Source organism: Evansella vedderi, from assembly GCF_030813435.1.
Classification (GTDB): domain Bacteria; phylum Bacillota; class Bacilli; order Bacillales; family Salisediminibacteriaceae; genus Evansella; species Evansella vedderi.
Window position 1 is genome coordinate 17,757 of record NZ_JAUSUG010000005.1, and the last position, 16,055, is coordinate 33,811.

At 37.4% G+C, this 16,055-nt stretch carries 14 protein-coding genes; 7 read left to right on the top strand and 7 right to left on the bottom strand.

Translation table 11 applies throughout. The features are described 5' to 3' along the window. Window positions 1–7: 7 nt before the first annotated feature. The 6 genes from J2S74_RS07620 to J2S74_RS07645 form a co-directional block, all read right to left on the bottom strand. Window positions 8–181, bottom strand: a complete 174-nt coding sequence (locus tag J2S74_RS07620; protein ID WP_307323794.1) for a hypothetical protein — start codon at window positions 179–181, stop codon at window positions 8–10. Between the two features lie 53 nt (window positions 182–234). Then, the gene (locus J2S74_RS07625; RefSeq protein ID WP_307323796.1) at window positions 235–450 is read right to left on the bottom strand and encodes a DUF5342 family protein; all 216 of its coding nucleotides are present in this window, start codon (window positions 448–450) and stop codon (window positions 235–237) included. A 94-nt stretch (window positions 451–544) separates the two neighbouring features. Next, window positions 545–1,558 (bottom strand): YheC/YheD family protein, encoded by a 1,014-nt coding sequence (locus J2S74_RS07630; RefSeq protein WP_307323799.1) that lies wholly within the window; start codon window positions 1,556–1,558, stop codon window positions 545–547. A gap of 27 nt (window positions 1,559–1,585) precedes the next feature. Further along, complete coding sequence (locus J2S74_RS07635; protein ID WP_307323801.1) at window positions 1,586–2,980, bottom strand: YheC/YheD family endospore coat-associated protein; 1,395 nt, start codon at window positions 2,978–2,980, stop codon at window positions 1,586–1,588. A gap of 62 nt (window positions 2,981–3,042) precedes the next feature. Continuing rightward, entirely contained in the window at window positions 3,043–4,104 is a 1,062-nt protein-coding gene (locus J2S74_RS07640) for a YheC/YheD family endospore coat-associated protein (RefSeq protein ID WP_307323804.1), read from the bottom strand. A gap of 14 nt (window positions 4,105–4,118) precedes the next feature. Further along, the gene (locus J2S74_RS07645) at window positions 4,119–5,486 is read right to left on the bottom strand and encodes a YheC/YheD family endospore coat-associated protein (RefSeq protein WP_307323808.1); all 1,368 of its coding nucleotides are present in this window, start codon (window positions 5,484–5,486) and stop codon (window positions 4,119–4,121) included. 168 nt (window positions 5,487–5,654) lie between these two features. On the opposite strand from J2S74_RS07645, the gene J2S74_RS07650 reads away from it, so the two are divergent. From J2S74_RS07650 to J2S74_RS07670, 5 genes are all read left to right on the top strand, one after another. Continuing rightward, window positions 5,655–6,797 (top strand): DUF445 domain-containing protein, encoded by a 1,143-nt coding sequence (locus tag J2S74_RS07650; RefSeq protein ID WP_307323811.1) that lies wholly within the window; start codon window positions 5,655–5,657, stop codon window positions 6,795–6,797. Window positions 6,798–7,477: 680 nt separating this feature from the next. Further along, window positions 7,478–7,834, top strand: coding sequence for a YlbF/YmcA family competence regulator (locus tag J2S74_RS07655; protein WP_307323813.1), 357 nt, complete (start codon window positions 7,478–7,480; stop codon window positions 7,832–7,834). A 231-nt stretch (window positions 7,835–8,065) separates the two neighbouring features. Then, window positions 8,066–8,917, top strand: coding sequence for a Cof-type HAD-IIB family hydrolase (locus J2S74_RS07660; protein ID WP_307323815.1), 852 nt, complete (start codon window positions 8,066–8,068; stop codon window positions 8,915–8,917). 405 nt (window positions 8,918–9,322) lie between these two features. Then, window positions 9,323–10,837 carry a coproporphyrinogen III oxidase gene (locus J2S74_RS07665; RefSeq protein WP_307323818.1) on the top strand — a complete coding sequence of 505 codons (1,515 nt, stop codon included), beginning with the start codon at window positions 9,323–9,325 and terminating at the stop codon, window positions 10,835–10,837. Window positions 10,838–10,860: 23 nt separating this feature from the next. Then, the gene (locus tag J2S74_RS07670; protein WP_307323821.1) at window positions 10,861–11,298 is read left to right on the top strand and encodes a PaaI family thioesterase; all 438 of its coding nucleotides are present in this window, start codon (window positions 10,861–10,863) and stop codon (window positions 11,296–11,298) included. 134 nt (window positions 11,299–11,432) lie between these two features. Here the strand turns inward: J2S74_RS07670 and J2S74_RS07675 are convergent, their stop codons facing one another. Next, the gene (locus J2S74_RS07675) at window positions 11,433–11,618 is read right to left on the bottom strand and encodes a YhzD family protein (protein WP_307323824.1); all 186 of its coding nucleotides are present in this window, start codon (window positions 11,616–11,618) and stop codon (window positions 11,433–11,435) included. Window positions 11,619–11,798: 180 nt separating this feature from the next. On the opposite strand from J2S74_RS07675, the gene J2S74_RS07680 reads away from it, so the two are divergent. Together J2S74_RS07680 and J2S74_RS07685 are read left to right on the top strand one after the other, a co-directional pair. Then, window positions 11,799–13,031 carry a metallophosphoesterase family protein gene (locus tag J2S74_RS07680; RefSeq protein WP_307323827.1) on the top strand — a complete coding sequence of 411 codons (1,233 nt, stop codon included), beginning with the start codon at window positions 11,799–11,801 and terminating at the stop codon, window positions 13,029–13,031. After that, on the top strand, window positions 13,028–16,033 hold the full coding sequence (locus J2S74_RS07685; protein ID WP_307323830.1) for an ATP-binding protein: 3,006 nt from the start codon (window positions 13,028–13,030) through the stop codon (window positions 16,031–16,033). The genes J2S74_RS07680 and J2S74_RS07685 overlap by 4 nt, the downstream gene beginning before the upstream one ends. Window positions 16,034–16,055: the final 22 nt, after the last annotated feature.

Consider the following 16,055-nt stretch of genomic DNA (forward strand, 5'->3'; position numbering starts at 1 on the left):
AAAAAAATTAATTCTCATCGGTATGATAAGGAGGATCTTCTTTTTTAAAATCCTGAGCCTCATCAATTTGTCGTTTTCCATGGGTTATATGGTCTTGGCCCCCCGCCAAGCCTTCATTGGTCATCCTGTCTACGTCCACCATTACACGGTCTCTTCCTTCATGCTGAGAATCTTTTCTCATTCGTCATCCCTCCTCAGTAGTATAGTTTCATTTTCGAGGAGAAATTATCCAACTTAATGCTTTTCATAAACATGGAACAACATTAAATCGTGGACACAAGTTTCAAGGAATTTTTTGTCTTCTTCTTTAGGAGAAGGGTTGTCCCATTTTATTGTCCCGTCTTTATAATAATTGCCTAAATACTTTTTTTGTTTGTAGTAAAAGGAAAAACTCCATTCTTGATTAATTAGATTATTTTTAATTTCTTTATAGTGAAAGTGCGTAAGCATGAGATCCCCTCCAAGTAGCAACAAAGTTTGTGAAACAGCCTTAGTATAACAATAAGGGACTGGTCATTCCTATGGAAGGGCACAGTCCCTTGGATTAACTGTCGTTTAAAAAGATATTTGTGAGCATCTTTAATCGACTTTCTTGAATCTTTTTTTCATCAAAAGACATGGGCTTACTATTTACATCTAATACCCATAATTTTTGGTGGTTATCCATTATAATGTCAAAGGAAAACTCTCGAACACTTGAATAGTGGTTTTGAAGCAGTACCCCAATTTTTTTTCCAATTCTTTTTACATGAAAGGGGTTTGGGCGAACCGGAACATCATGGAGGGACATTACTTCTCCCCCTTGGGGAACATGAGTAGTGTATCCTCCGTGGGAGGCCCCCCGAACACCGATACCAACTAGCTTCCATTGATTATTTTCAAAAATCATTAATACTCGGAAGTCATAAGGATGGTTATTAACCGTTATACCTGCTATCGTCTCCTGGAGGAGTATTATCCTTTCCCTCATGATGGATTGTAATAAATAAGCTAATTGCTGAAAGTTTAGGTTAGAAAAAACCTTTTGCTGAGAATGTAACGTATATTTTTTTTGAATACGATTTATTTTCCAAATTCCCTTTCCTTGTGAGCCATTCACATCTTTTAAAAATATTGAACGGTGTTTTTGCAGGAAGTTGTATAAAGTTGTTTTGCCTGTTAAAGGTAATGTTCTAGGAAAGTGATGTTGTAGGAACACATCACCTTGGAAGAGCTTTGCAATGGTTTGTTTATTGAAAAATGTGCTATTAAAGTAAGGAACTTCCCAACGATCAAGCAGTTTTAAATAAGCACGTAATGGTTCAGTTTCCGGCCCATCCCGATATGGATATCGATTATAGACGATATGCGGTTTCGGGCAGATCACTTCTTGCCATTGCTTCAAAGAATTATTCCAGAAGTATCCTTCAAATAAAATATTATCTTCACGGAGAGGTAGGACAAATCCCATTCCCCCATGTTCACTAATGGAAGTGAGAAGTTGCTCATAATACTCCACTTCACCAGAAAATTTCTGTCTTTCTTTTGGAGCAGTTAAAATAACAACATTTTTCTTCAACGGAGCATCCACCTCCAGAAAAAACGATTATACCGTTGCCTCTTCTGTAGAATTGATATCCTGTATTGTCGATTTATATAAATAAGTTGCATAGCTCATTGGCATTTGCCTTGTTAATTGGTCCTCCCGTTTTAGTTTAGGGTGAGAGAAGATCGTACGTCCTGGCTTGGAATTGGCTTCAAACATCCAAACCTTCTCCTCTTGATCAATTCCTAGATCAAAACCTATTTCGCCAACGTTCCCATCTGTAGTTTTATCGATTGCCTTACTTAAGGATAGAGCTGTTTTTTTCAATCCACTAAGGAGGGCCTTGCTTAAATTTAAGTCCTCCCAAATTTCTTGTACGGATTTTACATGCCCGCCGCTTTTTACATGGGTTGTGACACTGCCAGAACCTGCAATCTTTGCAGCAATGGCACTAATCTTCCAAATTCCCTGATCATCTTTATTTGTATGAATTCGGAAATCTATTGGATTATTTTGATATTTTAATAAAGAAATACCTTCTTGAATGACTAAATGGTTAAAGCCATTAGGAAATTGAGTTTTTAATAATCTTGACAGGGAACCGTATCTTCTTAATCGATTACGTTTTTTATCACGGAAACGACAATAATAGAATTTCTCACCGGTATCATAGTGTATTTGATGAATACCTAAGCCAAGACTCCCGTTTTTAGGTTTAATATAGACATGTTTATATTCATGAACAAAATCTTTAATTTCCTCCTTTGTTGGAGCCGATATGGTTTTAGGAAGGAGGTGCTTTACCTCGTCAACGTGGATAAGTCGGTCGTAAATCTCTGATTTATCAAAAAAACCAGGGTTGAACCACGGTATGTTATAGTCATTTTGCAGTTTTTCTCGAACTTCTGAATAAGCTGGATGGGCTTCTGTTCTCCGATTTGGCAATCTGTCGTAAATAACATTAGGAAATGGTACGATTACTTTTTGCCAGCCTGATTCTAAGAAAGAATACCCTTCAATAATTCCCTCATCCCAGTTTATATGATGGGAGCCGAAAATCACTGCTAAAGACCCACTTAAACTTGCAGCATGAATATACTTTGCAAATAGAAAGGATCTTTCCCCTACAGGTCTTAAAACACTTCCCGTAAAGCCTGCAGTAAAAATACCAATTATCGGTCCGAAATAAAACTTTTCCTTGTCTACATAATCTAAGGTTAATGTTAAGGGATAAGGGATAAACAAGTTTTCCCAAGCTTTCTTTGAAAATTCACAATGTTTAAAGCTTAAGTGTTTTTTTGAATAAATCCTACAATTAACTTCCCGTGAGCCGAATTGAACTGTTTTTACATCCCCTTCCTCAAGCTTTAAATGAGTTAACAGCTCCTTTGATAAAAAAAGTTGATTTTCATTTTTATCCGATTCCACTTGATTAACATTGATAGTATAAGGCATGAAATTGATTCACTCCTTTAGTTGATGCTAGCTTATTTAAGAAAATGTATAAGACAGTATTATTAAAGGACATTTTGTTCCCGACGTTTTTTTTCGAGAGATTCTACAAGCTCTATAGGTCCATTAAAGATAGAGTCGTATTTCTCTTTCATTATAGTTCTCATTACTGTTTGATAGCCTGGTTTGGAATTAACCTCTAATATCCACAGGCGTCCATCCTCGCTAATCCCTATATCGATTCCCAATTCAAATAGAGGTTGATGAAACCGTTCCAATTGATTTGGAATTAGACGAATGATTGTAGCAATATTCTCTTTTAAATATTCTGCTTTTTTTTTCGATATTGGAATGGAAGAACGAATTTCTCCTCCCGTTTGAAGGTTCGAAAGGAATGTACCTTTCTTACCTATTCTAAACCCTTTTCCCACTACCTTCCACTTAGAAACGCTATTCCTTTGAACAACTATCCTTAAATCGAAAGGGGAATTATTAACTTTGAGGGGGAGGTAAGGCTGTATTAAATAACCCTCGGAAATAAGCTTTCTGTATATATATTCATAGAGCTCATGAATATCCTTATCCACTCTATGTTCCGCCGTGTTCACTCCGTTAGAAATTAGGTAATGGTCAGGTGTCATTTCAACAACATAAAAGCCATAGCCCCCTGAACCGAAGATAGGTTTTAAAACAATCTTCGAAAAAGTTTCTAAGTAACTTTGTAAGGATGCTTTCGAAAGAAGGGTAGTTGGAGGTAGGTGTTTTTTTAGCGTATTATTTTGTTGCAGCCATTGATAAACAATCCATTTATTAGGAAGTCCTGAACCTAAAAAAATTGTCTTCTTTTTAATAGTATTTATTTTTTTGATCATAGCTTTTCTAAATAGTTTATTTTTTGGAAAGAAAGTTCGATCATATATATATTCAGGAAGAGGGAATCTCCCATCTTTCCATTGCTGCTGAACTTTATCATATTTCATACCATCTATTTTTTCTAATTTTTCATGGTAGTTAAAAGGAGTAAATCGGATAACTTCAATTCCTTTATTAGTAGAAGCCGCTGCCACTTTATTCAAGTATTCGTTATATTCATTAGTATTAAATTGAAGAATCCCTAATGAGGTCAACCTTGACACCCTCTCTATTTATCAATAAATCCAGCTAATGAAGCTGCAAATGTTAACAGAAGCTTTATGGAGGGAGGTGTTTGGTTCCCATTTTGAGTAAATTCACTTTTAGAAGGCTTAATATTTACCTCTAATATCCAAACATGTTCCCTTTTATCAACCATAAAGTCAAATCCTAACTCACCGAATAGCCCGCCAGCTTCCGCATCAAGTACTTGAGCACAATGTACAGACAATTCGTGGAGAAACCTTTCCACTTGAAGGGCTTTTTCTTTACTCATTAATTCCTCTAAAATAAGCAATGCCTTTCTTTGTGAGCCACCTTTAGAAAGGTTAGAAACAATATTTTCCCTTTGGCCTACTCTTCCTATAGCAGAACAAGTTCTCCAATAACCACTGGTATCCTTTATACAGAGGACACGGAAGTCAACTGGTGCTTCATTCATGATCATCATGTCTATCCCTTGCTGTATTAAATATTTTCGTTTCTTCAACCTCCCCTTTAATGTAAAAAATAGGTCAGGTAAGTTTACTTCTTTTTTTGTTTGCCATCCATCGTCATTTGGATACGTAATAATAAAAAGATCCTTTTCTTTTTGAATGCGGATTATCCCAGAACCCTCTTTTCCCCAAAAAGGTTTTAAATAAATGGTGGGATATTTTTCAAGCATGTAAAAAAGATCCTTCTTTGATTGTAGTTGACGAGTTTCTGGTAAATATGGTGTTAACGTGGGCTCTTGTAAAAAAAATGAAAAAGTATGCCATTTATGGAGAAAACGATCATTAAAATAAGGGATGCCCATTTCTGTAAGCTTTTCAAAAAATAACTGACACTTATCAGATCTTTCTTGATCTCTACGACCTATACGGTTATAAATGACGTGAGGCAAAGGGAAATACCCCTTTTTCCACGAGTTTTCTTCAAAAATAAAGGCATGGACAAAGGAGCCTTCCACTTCTTTGTATGAGAAAACGATTAGTGGACAATATAGCTCAATTGCTGCTTTCGCCATATCTGTAATATATGCTGTTAACGGACCAAAAGGGCTTTCCCCTTTCTCTAGGACATCCCCAAGAACAATGCCCACACTAGGTCCAAAATAAAAGGAGTTTTCTTTGCTGCTGTATTGGCACTGTATTTTTCCCTCTTCTGGTAAATATAACTGTGATAATAAGTGAGGGTTCATCTCTATTTCAAATTCCGACAAGTGTGGTTCCACTACTATTTCTACTTCCTTTGATAAAAAATGGTAATTCAGTTTACCGTACTTTCTTGCAGGAAGTTTCCAAATGGACGCGATTTTATTGGGAATTATTAATTGATTCGTTTTTAATTTTTCATTAAGACGAATATGTGAAATATAGAATGTAAAATTTATCATAATCAGCCCTCATTTAGTAACAGAACTTAAAAGATTGGAACTAGTTGTAACCTTTGATAAAATCAAAATGCTAATGATAAAATTTGCCAGACTAGGTATTTGTCGATACCGTATCTTATGAGTCAGGAGCGGAAGGTGTGCATTTACAATAGAAAGGTGATTAAAATAATGGAATTTCAATTTTTGTGGATAGCTATTCTTATCGTTATTGGGTCGTTTGTAGGAGGAGGAACGAACATAATTGCTATTCGAATGCTGTTCCGACCTCATGGAGTAATATATGTAGGTCCTTATAAACTGCCATTCACTCCTGGACTTATCCCAAAAAGACGGGAACAGATTGCTGCACAGTTAGGAAAAATGGTAGAAGAGCATTTAGTGACACCTGAAGGAATTGCTCAAAAAATTTTTCACCAACCCTTTATTGAAGAATTAAGTAATCGAGCAAAAGGAATGCTTCATTCCTTCCTAAATCAGGAATTGACTGTCGATGATTGGTTAAGGGAACACGTTGGTGGCCAATGGTCCACTATGGATGCTAGGGAAAAACTAGAAGCAGATTTACGGAATAAAATCTGGTCGCTTGTGAAGGACAAGGAGAATGACCGGATAGTAGAATTACTTCCTCAGGAATGGAAGGAAAAAATAGAGGGGAAAATTCCTGTTGTATCAAAAAAGATCCTAAATAAGGGTGTAGAGTACCTTGAATCTCCAGAAGGGGAAGAGCAAATGGATCGTATGGTAACTCAGTTTTTCGCTTCAAAGGGTAACATGGGTGGACTTCTAGGTCGAATGATCCAACGGGTTTCTCCTACCTCGATCATTTCTAATGAGTTGACGAAATTGCTTCAAGATGTGAGAACGGAGGAAATGATTAATAACTTGCTTCAAAAAGAGTGGAACGCTATTTTAGAGAAAACCCCAAGTAATTTCATTTCTAGGACGGTAGTAGGGGAAAAAATCAATGGATTTGTAAAGGTAGTTGTAGACGAAACACCAATTATCGGTGAGTGGGAACAACCGTTAAATAAGTGGGCGATTCGCTATGAGGAAATAATTGTCAATAGCTTCCTGCCAATTATTACCGAATCTGTCACCCAACTTGTACAGAAACATTTGAAAACGGCCATGAAGCACTTAGGAATTCAAGACATTGTTCGTAAGCAAATTAATAGTTTCCCCTTGCAAAGACTAGAGGCCATGCTTCTGTCTATCGCAGGACGAGAACTGAAAATGATCGCTTTACTAGGAGCAATGATAGGAGGATTAATTGGTTTACTACAAGGGATCATTATTTTTATCTTTATTTAGATTGCTTCTAAAATTTGCACTATGGAGAATGAAAATTGTACATTGTCTCTCGAATCCGTTACAGGCGTAATGTCGCCATCCTGGCTCCCGCGGGCAATGCCTCAGCCTCCTCGGGAAAAACTGTGTCTCTTCCTCTGCAAGCTTTGCTTCGTAGCATATCCGTCGAGACAACTCGTAGCTATTTCATGAAGCCTCGCTCGTCGCTGGAGTCGCCGCCTTTCACTCCTTCGAGAGTGCAAACTGCAACACGGGAACTATATTTTCAAGGTAGATCTCCATACAAGTGAAATTTTGCACCATGGGTAAGAAAATACAAGTTATTATTGCAGTTGGTGTGAGCGAAAGCCCACGAGACTCCTGCGGGAACAGCGAGCCAGGCAAGACCCCACAGGGCGTAAGCCCGAGGAGGCTTGCGGTTCGCCCGCGGAAAGGGAGTGGGCTGCAGCGAATACCAACACAGTATTTGTATTTACAGGGTAGACTTCCAAGCAAGTAGAAATTTGCACCATAGTGAATGACACTTAGATTCGAATTTTCATGGCAGCCTCTAGTTAAAATAATATTTTGAATCTTTGTCCCTAGGGTGAATTCATTTTTATTTCATGTTATGGTAGAAAGGATAGAGTAAACGTGCGTATATTTCATAAATGTTCGTACAAAAAACAAGGAGGAAATATTTAATGACTAATCCTTATGATAAGGCACAAGAATTAGCGGGTGTCTTAAGAAACAGCGAAGAATTCACTACACTAAAGAACCTTCATGAAGAGGTAAACAAAGACGAGGTTGCTAAGCGTATGCTAGATAACTTCCGCAATGTTCAACTTGAGCTGCAACAGAAGCAAATGCAAGGTGAGCAAATTACAGAAGAGGAAATTCAACAAGCACAGAAGCAATTTGAATTAGTACAGCAGCATGAAACTATTTCAAAGCTAATGGAAGCGGAACAACGCATGAGCCAATTAATTACTGAGTTAAATCAAGCGATAACAGCTCCATTAGAAGAGCTATACGGAGCAGAAGCTCAACAAAGCTAAAAATAACTTAAAAGAACTGAATTATTTTTGATGAGCCTTTTTTTAAAGTCTCAATTTAAAATAAAACTGGTCAGAAAACGAATGTGGAAATCAGCACATTCGTTTTTTTGTGGACAAATTAGACCATTAGGCCCCTTTTCTTCTACTGTTAAGTTCTATTCATGAAAAAAAGGACATATATGTATTACCAATACCAATGATAGTAAGGACAATTGAAGGGGGATGGCAGCAATGACGTATCGCTTATTAGCGTTAGACATCGATGGGACCCTATTAAAGTCAAATCATCGACTGGCAAAGGAAACAAAGGAAGCAATTGAATATGCAAAGGATAAAGGGGTGTATGTCACTTTAGCTACGGGTAGAGCATTTCCATCTGCCAAAAAGATAGCTAACGCATTGAAATTAGATGATGCTTATTTAGTTACACATGATGGTGCTTATATCGCCTCTGAATTAGAGGAGCCAATATACGAAAGAAGGTTAGATTCTGACAGAGCATATCAAATTGTAGATATTCTGGAAAATTATCATTGCCATGTGAGGCTCTTACACGAAAAATATTCTATTGCTAATAAAGTAAGACAACGGAATTATTTGATTGCTAAAATGAACATAGGTGTTCGTGAGCCTTTGTTTTATCCTGTTAATTTTGTTGACTCAGTTAGTCATCACCTAATCGATCAACCTTTAACCGTTCCAAAAATTAGAGCTCATTTCTGGAATGAAAAAGAGCGAAGGGATGCAATAGAAGAAATAAATGAGTCAGTAAGGCATGTAAATTTGACCTCCTCTGCAGAAGGAAGCCTAGACATTGTGGATGCATCTGCTTCCAAAGCGAGAGGGATGCAAGTGCTCGGGAAAAAATTAGGGATTAAGCTTCAAGAAATGGTTGCCGTCGGCTCCTTTGATAACGATATAGAGATGCTTACACAATCAGGACTTGGTATTGCAATGGGCACTTCACCGAAGCACGTTAAAGAGGCTGCTGACTGGGTAACTAGGTCTAATAATCAAAATGGAGTTGGCTATGCTGTAAGAGAAGTATTCCGAAAGCAGCTTCACCCAGCTGTCTATAAATAAGAACAGGTTATTTTCGTAATTTTTTATGCTTTTTTTGAAAAGCTTGGAGAGGCGGAAGATGGCAAGAAGAAGGTATTCTAAGCGAGAGCTAAGGATACCTTCTTTTTTATGGTATAGGAAATTATATTTTTCACTCGTGGAAAAGTTTATTTATTATTAATCACGTCTAGCTTCAGCGCCTACTCGCTCGAGGTCAAATGATCTGCCCGCTTAAAAGTAAAAAGCACTTTTTATCGGGCAGATGCATTTGCTGGTCGCTCGTAGACAAGGCGCTTGCGCTTTTGTTCTGTGGGTAAACCCGGTTCATGCTATATCTAGCTTATATGTAACCTTCCTGTTGACTCGGGGCACAATACATAGATACACTGTATTAAGCAATGTGACAGATAGAAAGGAACGACGAAGATGAAGGTTATTGAACTTTTAGGAGTACAAGAGTCATTTCAACGATCCTGTGAACGAATCGTTCAGCTCTTCTTTGAAGAATCTACAGTCCGTTTTCCAAGTAAACCTGCAAAGGAAGAGGGATTGGCCATCTCCTTCCATACTAATGATTTAGAAGACACAAATCAGATGCGAATAACAGGGGAGCTTTTTGAAAATAAAACGAAGGTAAACGCACAGGATGTCATTTTTAATATAAACGAACAACCACGAAAGAAAGTGGAGAAACAAGGGGTAAGCTTTGTCCTCCTTAAATTATTAGAAGAATATACAGGAATGGAGCAACCATGGGGGGTTCTCACGGGAATACGCCCTACGAAGCTTTATCATATGATGCGTCGGGAAGGTAAATCAAAGGAAGAAATCGCAGAAATCCTTCAAGAAAAATACTTACTCCAGCCGGAAAAAATTCAATTACTACAACAAATTGTGGAACGCCAGCTTACGGTTGTTCCTGATCTTGACCGAATTGGTGAAGAGGTTAGTATTTATATTGGCATTCCCTTTTGTCCGACAATGTGTGCCTATTGCACCTTCCCAGCTTACCCGATTAACGGAAGGAACGGCTCTGTGGAAGAGTTCTTGATGGGGCTTCATTACGAGATGGAAAAAACAGGTCAATGGCTGAAGGATAACAACATAAGAATTACTACTATTTATTATGGTGGAGGTACTCCCACTAGTATTACTGCAGAACAGATGGATGCCCTTTATGCAAAAATGTATAAGGTTTTTCCAGCAGTGGAAAATGTGAGAGAGCTAACGGTGGAAGCTGGGCGTCCTGATACAATTGAACCTGCAAAAATAGATGTATTAAACAAGTGGAATGTGGACCGCATTAGTGTCAATCCTCAATCGTTCACGGATGATACACTAAAAGCTATTGGCAGACGCCATTCGGTAGAAGAAACGATTACGAAATATCATTTAGCATTTAAAATGGGACTGACAAATATTAATATGGACTTAATTATTGGACTTCCAGGTGAAGGAAAAGAAGAATTCTCCCATACCTTGGAGGTTACGAAAGAGCTTCAACCTGCATCCTTAACCGTTCATACGTTATCTTATAAGCGGGCATCCCAAATGACGAGATATAAGGAAAAATATAAGGTAGCAGGGCGGGATGAAATTCATGAAATGATGGAGATGGCAAGTCACTGGATGAAGAAGGAAGGCTATGTACCATATTACCTCTATCGTCAAAAAAATATTTTAGGAAACCTGGAGAATGTGGGCTATGCTAAACCGGAACAGGAAAGCTTATACAATATCATGATTATGGAGGAGGCCCAAACGATTATTGGCTTAGGCTGCGGTGCTTCCAGCAAGTGGGTGGATCCTATTACTGGTAAAATTGATCGATATGCTAATCCAAAGGATCCGCAAACGTATATAAGTAAATATGAAGAATATACCCATAAAAAAATAGAACAATTAACAGAACTATTTTCCAGAAAAAGGACGGAAGTATAAAGTAAAGGTATAAGAGAGGTAGGATGAAAGTGGATGAGCAAAAATTACGGGATAAGTTTGAAGAGGCCATAAAAGTTCATAATGATGGGACTGGTCAATTATTTTTATATTCCCTTTTAGATTTTGACATTCAATATGATGAACAGAAAGAGACGGTTTCCATAACTGTACCCGTTTCTGAAATTATGTTTAATCCCATTGGCTTCATTCACGGGGGATTAATAACTTATATCGCAGACACTGCGATGGGACATTTGTGTGCTGCTTTTGCAGATAGCCCATGTGTATCTTTGGAGTTAAAAACACAATTTTTAAATACGGCAAGAGAGGGACAAGTTCATGCGAAGGCATCCTTCTTAAAGAAAGGGAGAAGTGTGCAGTTTGCGGAGTGTGTGTTAGAGGATAATAAGGGGAAAATGTTAGCGAAAGTTTCTGGTACTTTTTATTCTATAAATAAGTAATGGTATTTGCTTCGCTCGTCGCTCGCCCACTCGAGAAAACCACTCGTGTGGGCTTTCGAAAGATTACGACGGCTACGCAAATACTTCGAGGGAGAATCAAAAGGTAAAAAATACCCTTTGATTCTCCCTCTTTCTTATGGTTTGAAGTAAATTAGTCCTGCTGAGGATCGAACGATTCGACTTGTATTAATTTCGATCTTTTCTTCTTTTAGGCGTTTGAGTCCCTTATGTTTTGCATCTTGGTCATCTTTAGCATGAAAGGATTCATTGAGTAATACGGAACCATCCGCATTAAAAGCCGTAACGAAATATTTTCCCATGCATGTTTCCCCCTAAAAAATTTTTCCTCCTTTTTTAAACTTTACGTAACTATTCCCCGTTCCTATCTAGATAAAACTTTCTAGGAAAAACTTGAAAAAATACTTTTTTGATGGGGAACGTTTATTCTGTTATATGTTATACTTCATGTAATAGAAGAAAAAAATGGAAGGGTGATGGGAATGATCCGTTTTATACATGCTGCAGATCTTCACCTAGGTCGGGCGATTCGAACCCGTGGTGACTTGCCTGAACATATGAAGGAGACCATTCAACAAGCAACCTACACTTCTTTTGAAAGAATTGTAGATCAAGCGCTGGAATGGAACGTGGACTTTGTATTAATAAGTGGAGATGTGTACGATCACGAAGAAAGGTCTTTAAGGGGACAATGGTTTGTAAGAAAACAAGCAAAAAGGCTGGAAGTGAAAGGAATTCCATTATTTATTATTCACGGAAATCATGACCCACTAAATTCAAATGTAGTTAGACAAAATATACCAGCCAATGTTCATATTTTTTCCCAGGACGTAGAAGGGGTCCCCATCACTACAAAAGGGAAAGACAAGGTATATATATATGGATTTAGTTATCCTCAAAAAGCTTATTATGAAAATCCTATTCCAAAGTATGAAAGGAAAAATGACCCTGATTCCTATCATATAGCTATGCTTCATGGTCAGGAAGCTGGTAATAAAGAGCACGAACCGTATGCCCCCTTTACTCTAAAGGAAGTGCAGGAAAAGGATTTTCATTATTGGGCATTAGGACACATTCATAAGCGGCAAACATTATCTCCTAATCCTCCCGTTGTGTATCCTGGAAATATTCAAGGGGCTCATCGAAATGAAACAGGGGAAAAAGGGGCTTATTTAGTTGAAATGACAAAAGTAGAAACAACTATGACCTTTCTTCCAACCAATCCTGTTCAATGGGAGAAGATTACCGTCTCCATTGAAGGATTGGAAACGTATGATGAGCTTTTGGAACAGTTAGAAGAAGAATTGTCCCTAAAAGAAGAAAACAAACTATTCCTTCTTGACCTTACGATTCATGGAAGTGGCCCTTTGCATGATATTTTACTGGAGGATTCGAAACAAGACGAACTTCTCACGATCCTCAGAGAGGAAGTTCTTGAGACGGCAGGTTGGGTTGATCGTATTCATGTACAAACAATTCCCGTTATTGATAGAAATCAGTTAAGGAAGCAAGATCATCTGTTAGGGGATGTTGTTAGAATAGTGGATGACTTTAAAGAGAAACATCCTGAGGTAAATGTATTAGAGCAAGTATATGGACATGCTTCCCTAAGAAAATACCTTACCCCTTTAACGGAAAAGGATGTAAAAGAAATAGTTGATGAGGCTGAAATGAGGCTTTTAACTCCACTTTTAAGGGAGCTGGAAAGACAATGAAAATAGTAAATGTTCATATTTATGGCTATGGAAAATGGAAGGATCAAAGCTGGGAGTTGTCGGAGGATGGAGTTCAATTGTTTTTTGGTGAGAATGAATCTGGTAAATCCACCTTCATGTCTTTTATAAAGGCAATTCTTTTTGGATTCCCGAAAAAATCAGACAATCAATATATCCCAGTAGACACGGATTCCTATGGAGGAACGATTAAACTCCTTTCTGAGCAATTTGGAGAAGTGGTTGTGGAAAGGGTAAAGGGAAGAAAGGTCAGTGGGGAGGTTACTGTTTATTTTCATGATGGAACTTCTGGCGGGGAGGAAGAACTGGCTAAGGTTCTTGATGATATAGATCAAACTACTTTTCAGGGAATCTTTCATTTCGACCTAGATGGCTTAAATGGAATCGATAAAATGACTCCAGAGGAATTAAACCAATTTTTGTATGATACCGGTCTTGGTGGTGGACAATCCATATCCGCCATTGAAAAGAAAATAAATGTGGATATGGAGAAGCTTTATAAGCCAAGGGGTAAGAAAACGGAAATGAATCTTCTATTGAAAGAAATGGAAGGGAAGGAAAGGGATATTCACCAATGGGAAGAACGGATTGACCGATACGAGGAATTAACTAGCCTTATTAAACAGAAGGAAGAAAATATAAAAGATAATAAAAACCAGCAAGCTGTTTTACAGGAAAGAATAAAAAAAATGGAAAAGTACGAAATGATTGTGCCATTGGCAAAGGCATGGGAGGAGAAAAGACTTCAACTTCTAGAGGAGAAGGAGATACAAGATTTTCCGGAAAACGGATTAGAAAGAATGGATCGGTTCGAGGAGCGACTGTTAGAGAAAAAATCAAATTTAAGGGATGGGAAAGTAAAGGAAAAGCTGTTAAGGGAAAAGTATGAAGCATTAACGGAACATTCTCCAGATATAATCCATAGAGCTAAAGAGTATATAAGTGAATATGAGCTTTACTCTCATAGACAAAAAGAATTAAACGATTTTCGAGTGGAAAAAGATCACCTGACTAAACGTATGGAGAGTATGGAGAGGGATTGGAACGGTTCATCCATCGTATCTTTTATGGAAATCCCTTTTCAACCGTTTATGAAAAATAAACTTTATCATATAAAAGAAAGGGATTTAGTGGAAAATCAAGAGGAAAGGGCTGTTCAACGGGATTTAGAAAGAGTAAATAAAAATATAAACGAACTTATGGGCCAAATAAAAGAAAATAATCTTGATCTTCTAGCAGACGAAGAGATTTTACAATTAGAAGAAAAACTTTCGAAGGTAAAGGGAAAACAACAATTGCTTGATGAAAAGGCCACATTAGTGGAACAGCTCCAATATATGCAAAAACAGCATCGGATTATGAGACAGAGAGATAAACAAACGGAGTATATATTTTTTATCCTAACTATCGTTTTCACTGGCCTCGCCATATTTGTATTGCCTGAAATCATTCTAGCTTTATCCATTGTCTTACTCTCTATTCTTTCATGTGGTATGGGAATTCAAAAACGTCTTGCTTCGAAAAAATGGGATAAGGAAATGAAAAGGGATGCAAGCATACTTAAGGAAAAAATAAAAAAAATAGAAGATATTATCTCCTCCAATAATATGGAAGAAGGGGAACAGTTAAATAAAATTTTATTTTACCAAAGGGAAAAACAATTAAATCAACAGCAGCTTAAGTATCAATTGGGGGAGCTTTATATTAAAAAGGGAAATCTAGAGGAAGATCTTGAAATTATTAGAAAAAATAGAGGAGAAATAAGCATCGAATTAAGTGAATGGTGTACACAGTTTTCTCTTCCTCAAGATGAAGACTACCTTTATTATGAGGGGTTGCTTGATACATTAGAGGAATGGAATAAAATACACGAACAAAGGGAACAGATCCAAGCTAAAATGGATCGAATGGAGCGAATTCAACATGAATTTTCCAATAAGGTAAAGGAGTTAATTAGGGAGCTTAAACCAACTATATTAGAGGATCAAACATTGCAGAGATCAATAGAATTACTAATACAATTCCTTAACGAGGTAGAAAGAACAGAGAGAAGGAGAAGCTCTGTTCAAGAACAGATTTCTAACTGTAAGGAAACTATTTCAAAATTTCAGGTAGAAATAGAAGATATAATGGGTGAAATGGAAGAGTTATTACGAAAAGCAGCAGTATCCAGTTTAGAGGATTATAGAAAGAAAGGTGCTGCAAACGAACGTTACCAAAGGCTTCAAGGGGAATATAAGCAACTATGGCTCCAAATGAAGCTTATAATCAGGAATGAAGAAGAATTAAGTCAAACGGTTCCCCTTCTATTAGACGGAGAATTAAAGCCTATTTATGAATTGAGTAATTTGAAAGGGCAGTTAATAGAGCTAGATACGGCTAATGAAGAAACATATAAGGATTTAGCTGCTATAAAAAAGGAGTTATCCGTTTTAGTGGAAGACGGAACGTATGAAGAGGTCCTGCAAGAGTTTACCCAAATGAAAGAGGAATTGAATTCATTAGGGAAAAAATGGGCAGTCCTTTCTATTAGTAAACATATTATCCAAGAGGTTAAACGGATGTATGAACAGGAAAAACAGCCTGCCGTCATAAAAGAGGCAGAAGTATTGTTTTCCTCCATGACAAATGGAGAATATCGAAAGCTATTTGCACCATTGGGGGAAGAACGTTTTATTTTGGAGAGACATGATGGTGTGAGGTTTGATCCGGCACAATTGAGCCGAGGTACTTGTGAATTGCTGTATCTAGCTTTTCGTTTTGCATTAGCAAAAAAGTTTCCGAAAAAGGAAGCATTTCCGTTGGTTATGGATGAAGCCTTAGTCAATATTGATCGGTCACGCAGAAAGCAAGTGTTAAAATTGGTGGAGGATATTTCTCAATATCGTCAAGTTTTGTTTTTTACTTGTCATAATCACATTAGGAAAGAAATGAATGGAAATTTATTAACTTTGCCTGAAAGTGGGGTCTTACCGCGTCTGTGAAATCCCTTTTAACCTAGATGAT

Coding starts and splice junctions, on each gene's coding strand:
- J2S74_RS07620 (WP_307323794.1), bottom strand. CDS start 181: ATGAGAAAAGATTCTCAGCATGAAGGAAGAGACCGTGTAATGGTGGAC.
- J2S74_RS07685 (WP_307323830.1), top strand. CDS start 13,028: ATGAAAATAGTAAATGTTCATATTTATGGCTATGGAAAATGGAAGGAT.
- J2S74_RS07670 (WP_307323821.1), top strand. CDS start 10,861: ATGAAAGTGGATGAGCAAAAATTACGGGATAAGTTTGAAGAGGCCATA.
- J2S74_RS07645 (WP_307323808.1), bottom strand. CDS start 5,486: ATGATAAATTTTACATTCTATATTTCACATATTCGTCTTAATGAAAAA.
- J2S74_RS07680 (WP_307323827.1), top strand. CDS start 11,799: ATGATCCGTTTTATACATGCTGCAGATCTTCACCTAGGTCGGGCGATT.
- J2S74_RS07625 (WP_307323796.1), bottom strand. CDS start 450: ATGCTTACGCACTTTCACTATAAAGAAATTAAAAATAATCTAATTAAT.
- J2S74_RS07665 (WP_307323818.1), top strand. CDS start 9,323: ATGAAGGTTATTGAACTTTTAGGAGTACAAGAGTCATTTCAACGATCC.
- J2S74_RS07655 (WP_307323813.1), top strand. CDS start 7,478: ATGACTAATCCTTATGATAAGGCACAAGAATTAGCGGGTGTCTTAAGA.
- J2S74_RS07635 (WP_307323801.1), bottom strand. CDS start 2,980: ATGCCTTATACTATCAATGTTAATCAAGTGGAATCGGATAAAAATGAA.
- J2S74_RS07660 (WP_307323815.1), top strand. CDS start 8,066: ATGACGTATCGCTTATTAGCGTTAGACATCGATGGGACCCTATTAAAG.
- J2S74_RS07675 (WP_307323824.1), bottom strand. CDS start 11,618: ATGGGAAAATATTTCGTTACGGCTTTTAATGCGGATGGTTCCGTATTA.
- J2S74_RS07650 (WP_307323811.1), top strand. CDS start 5,655: ATGGAATTTCAATTTTTGTGGATAGCTATTCTTATCGTTATTGGGTCG.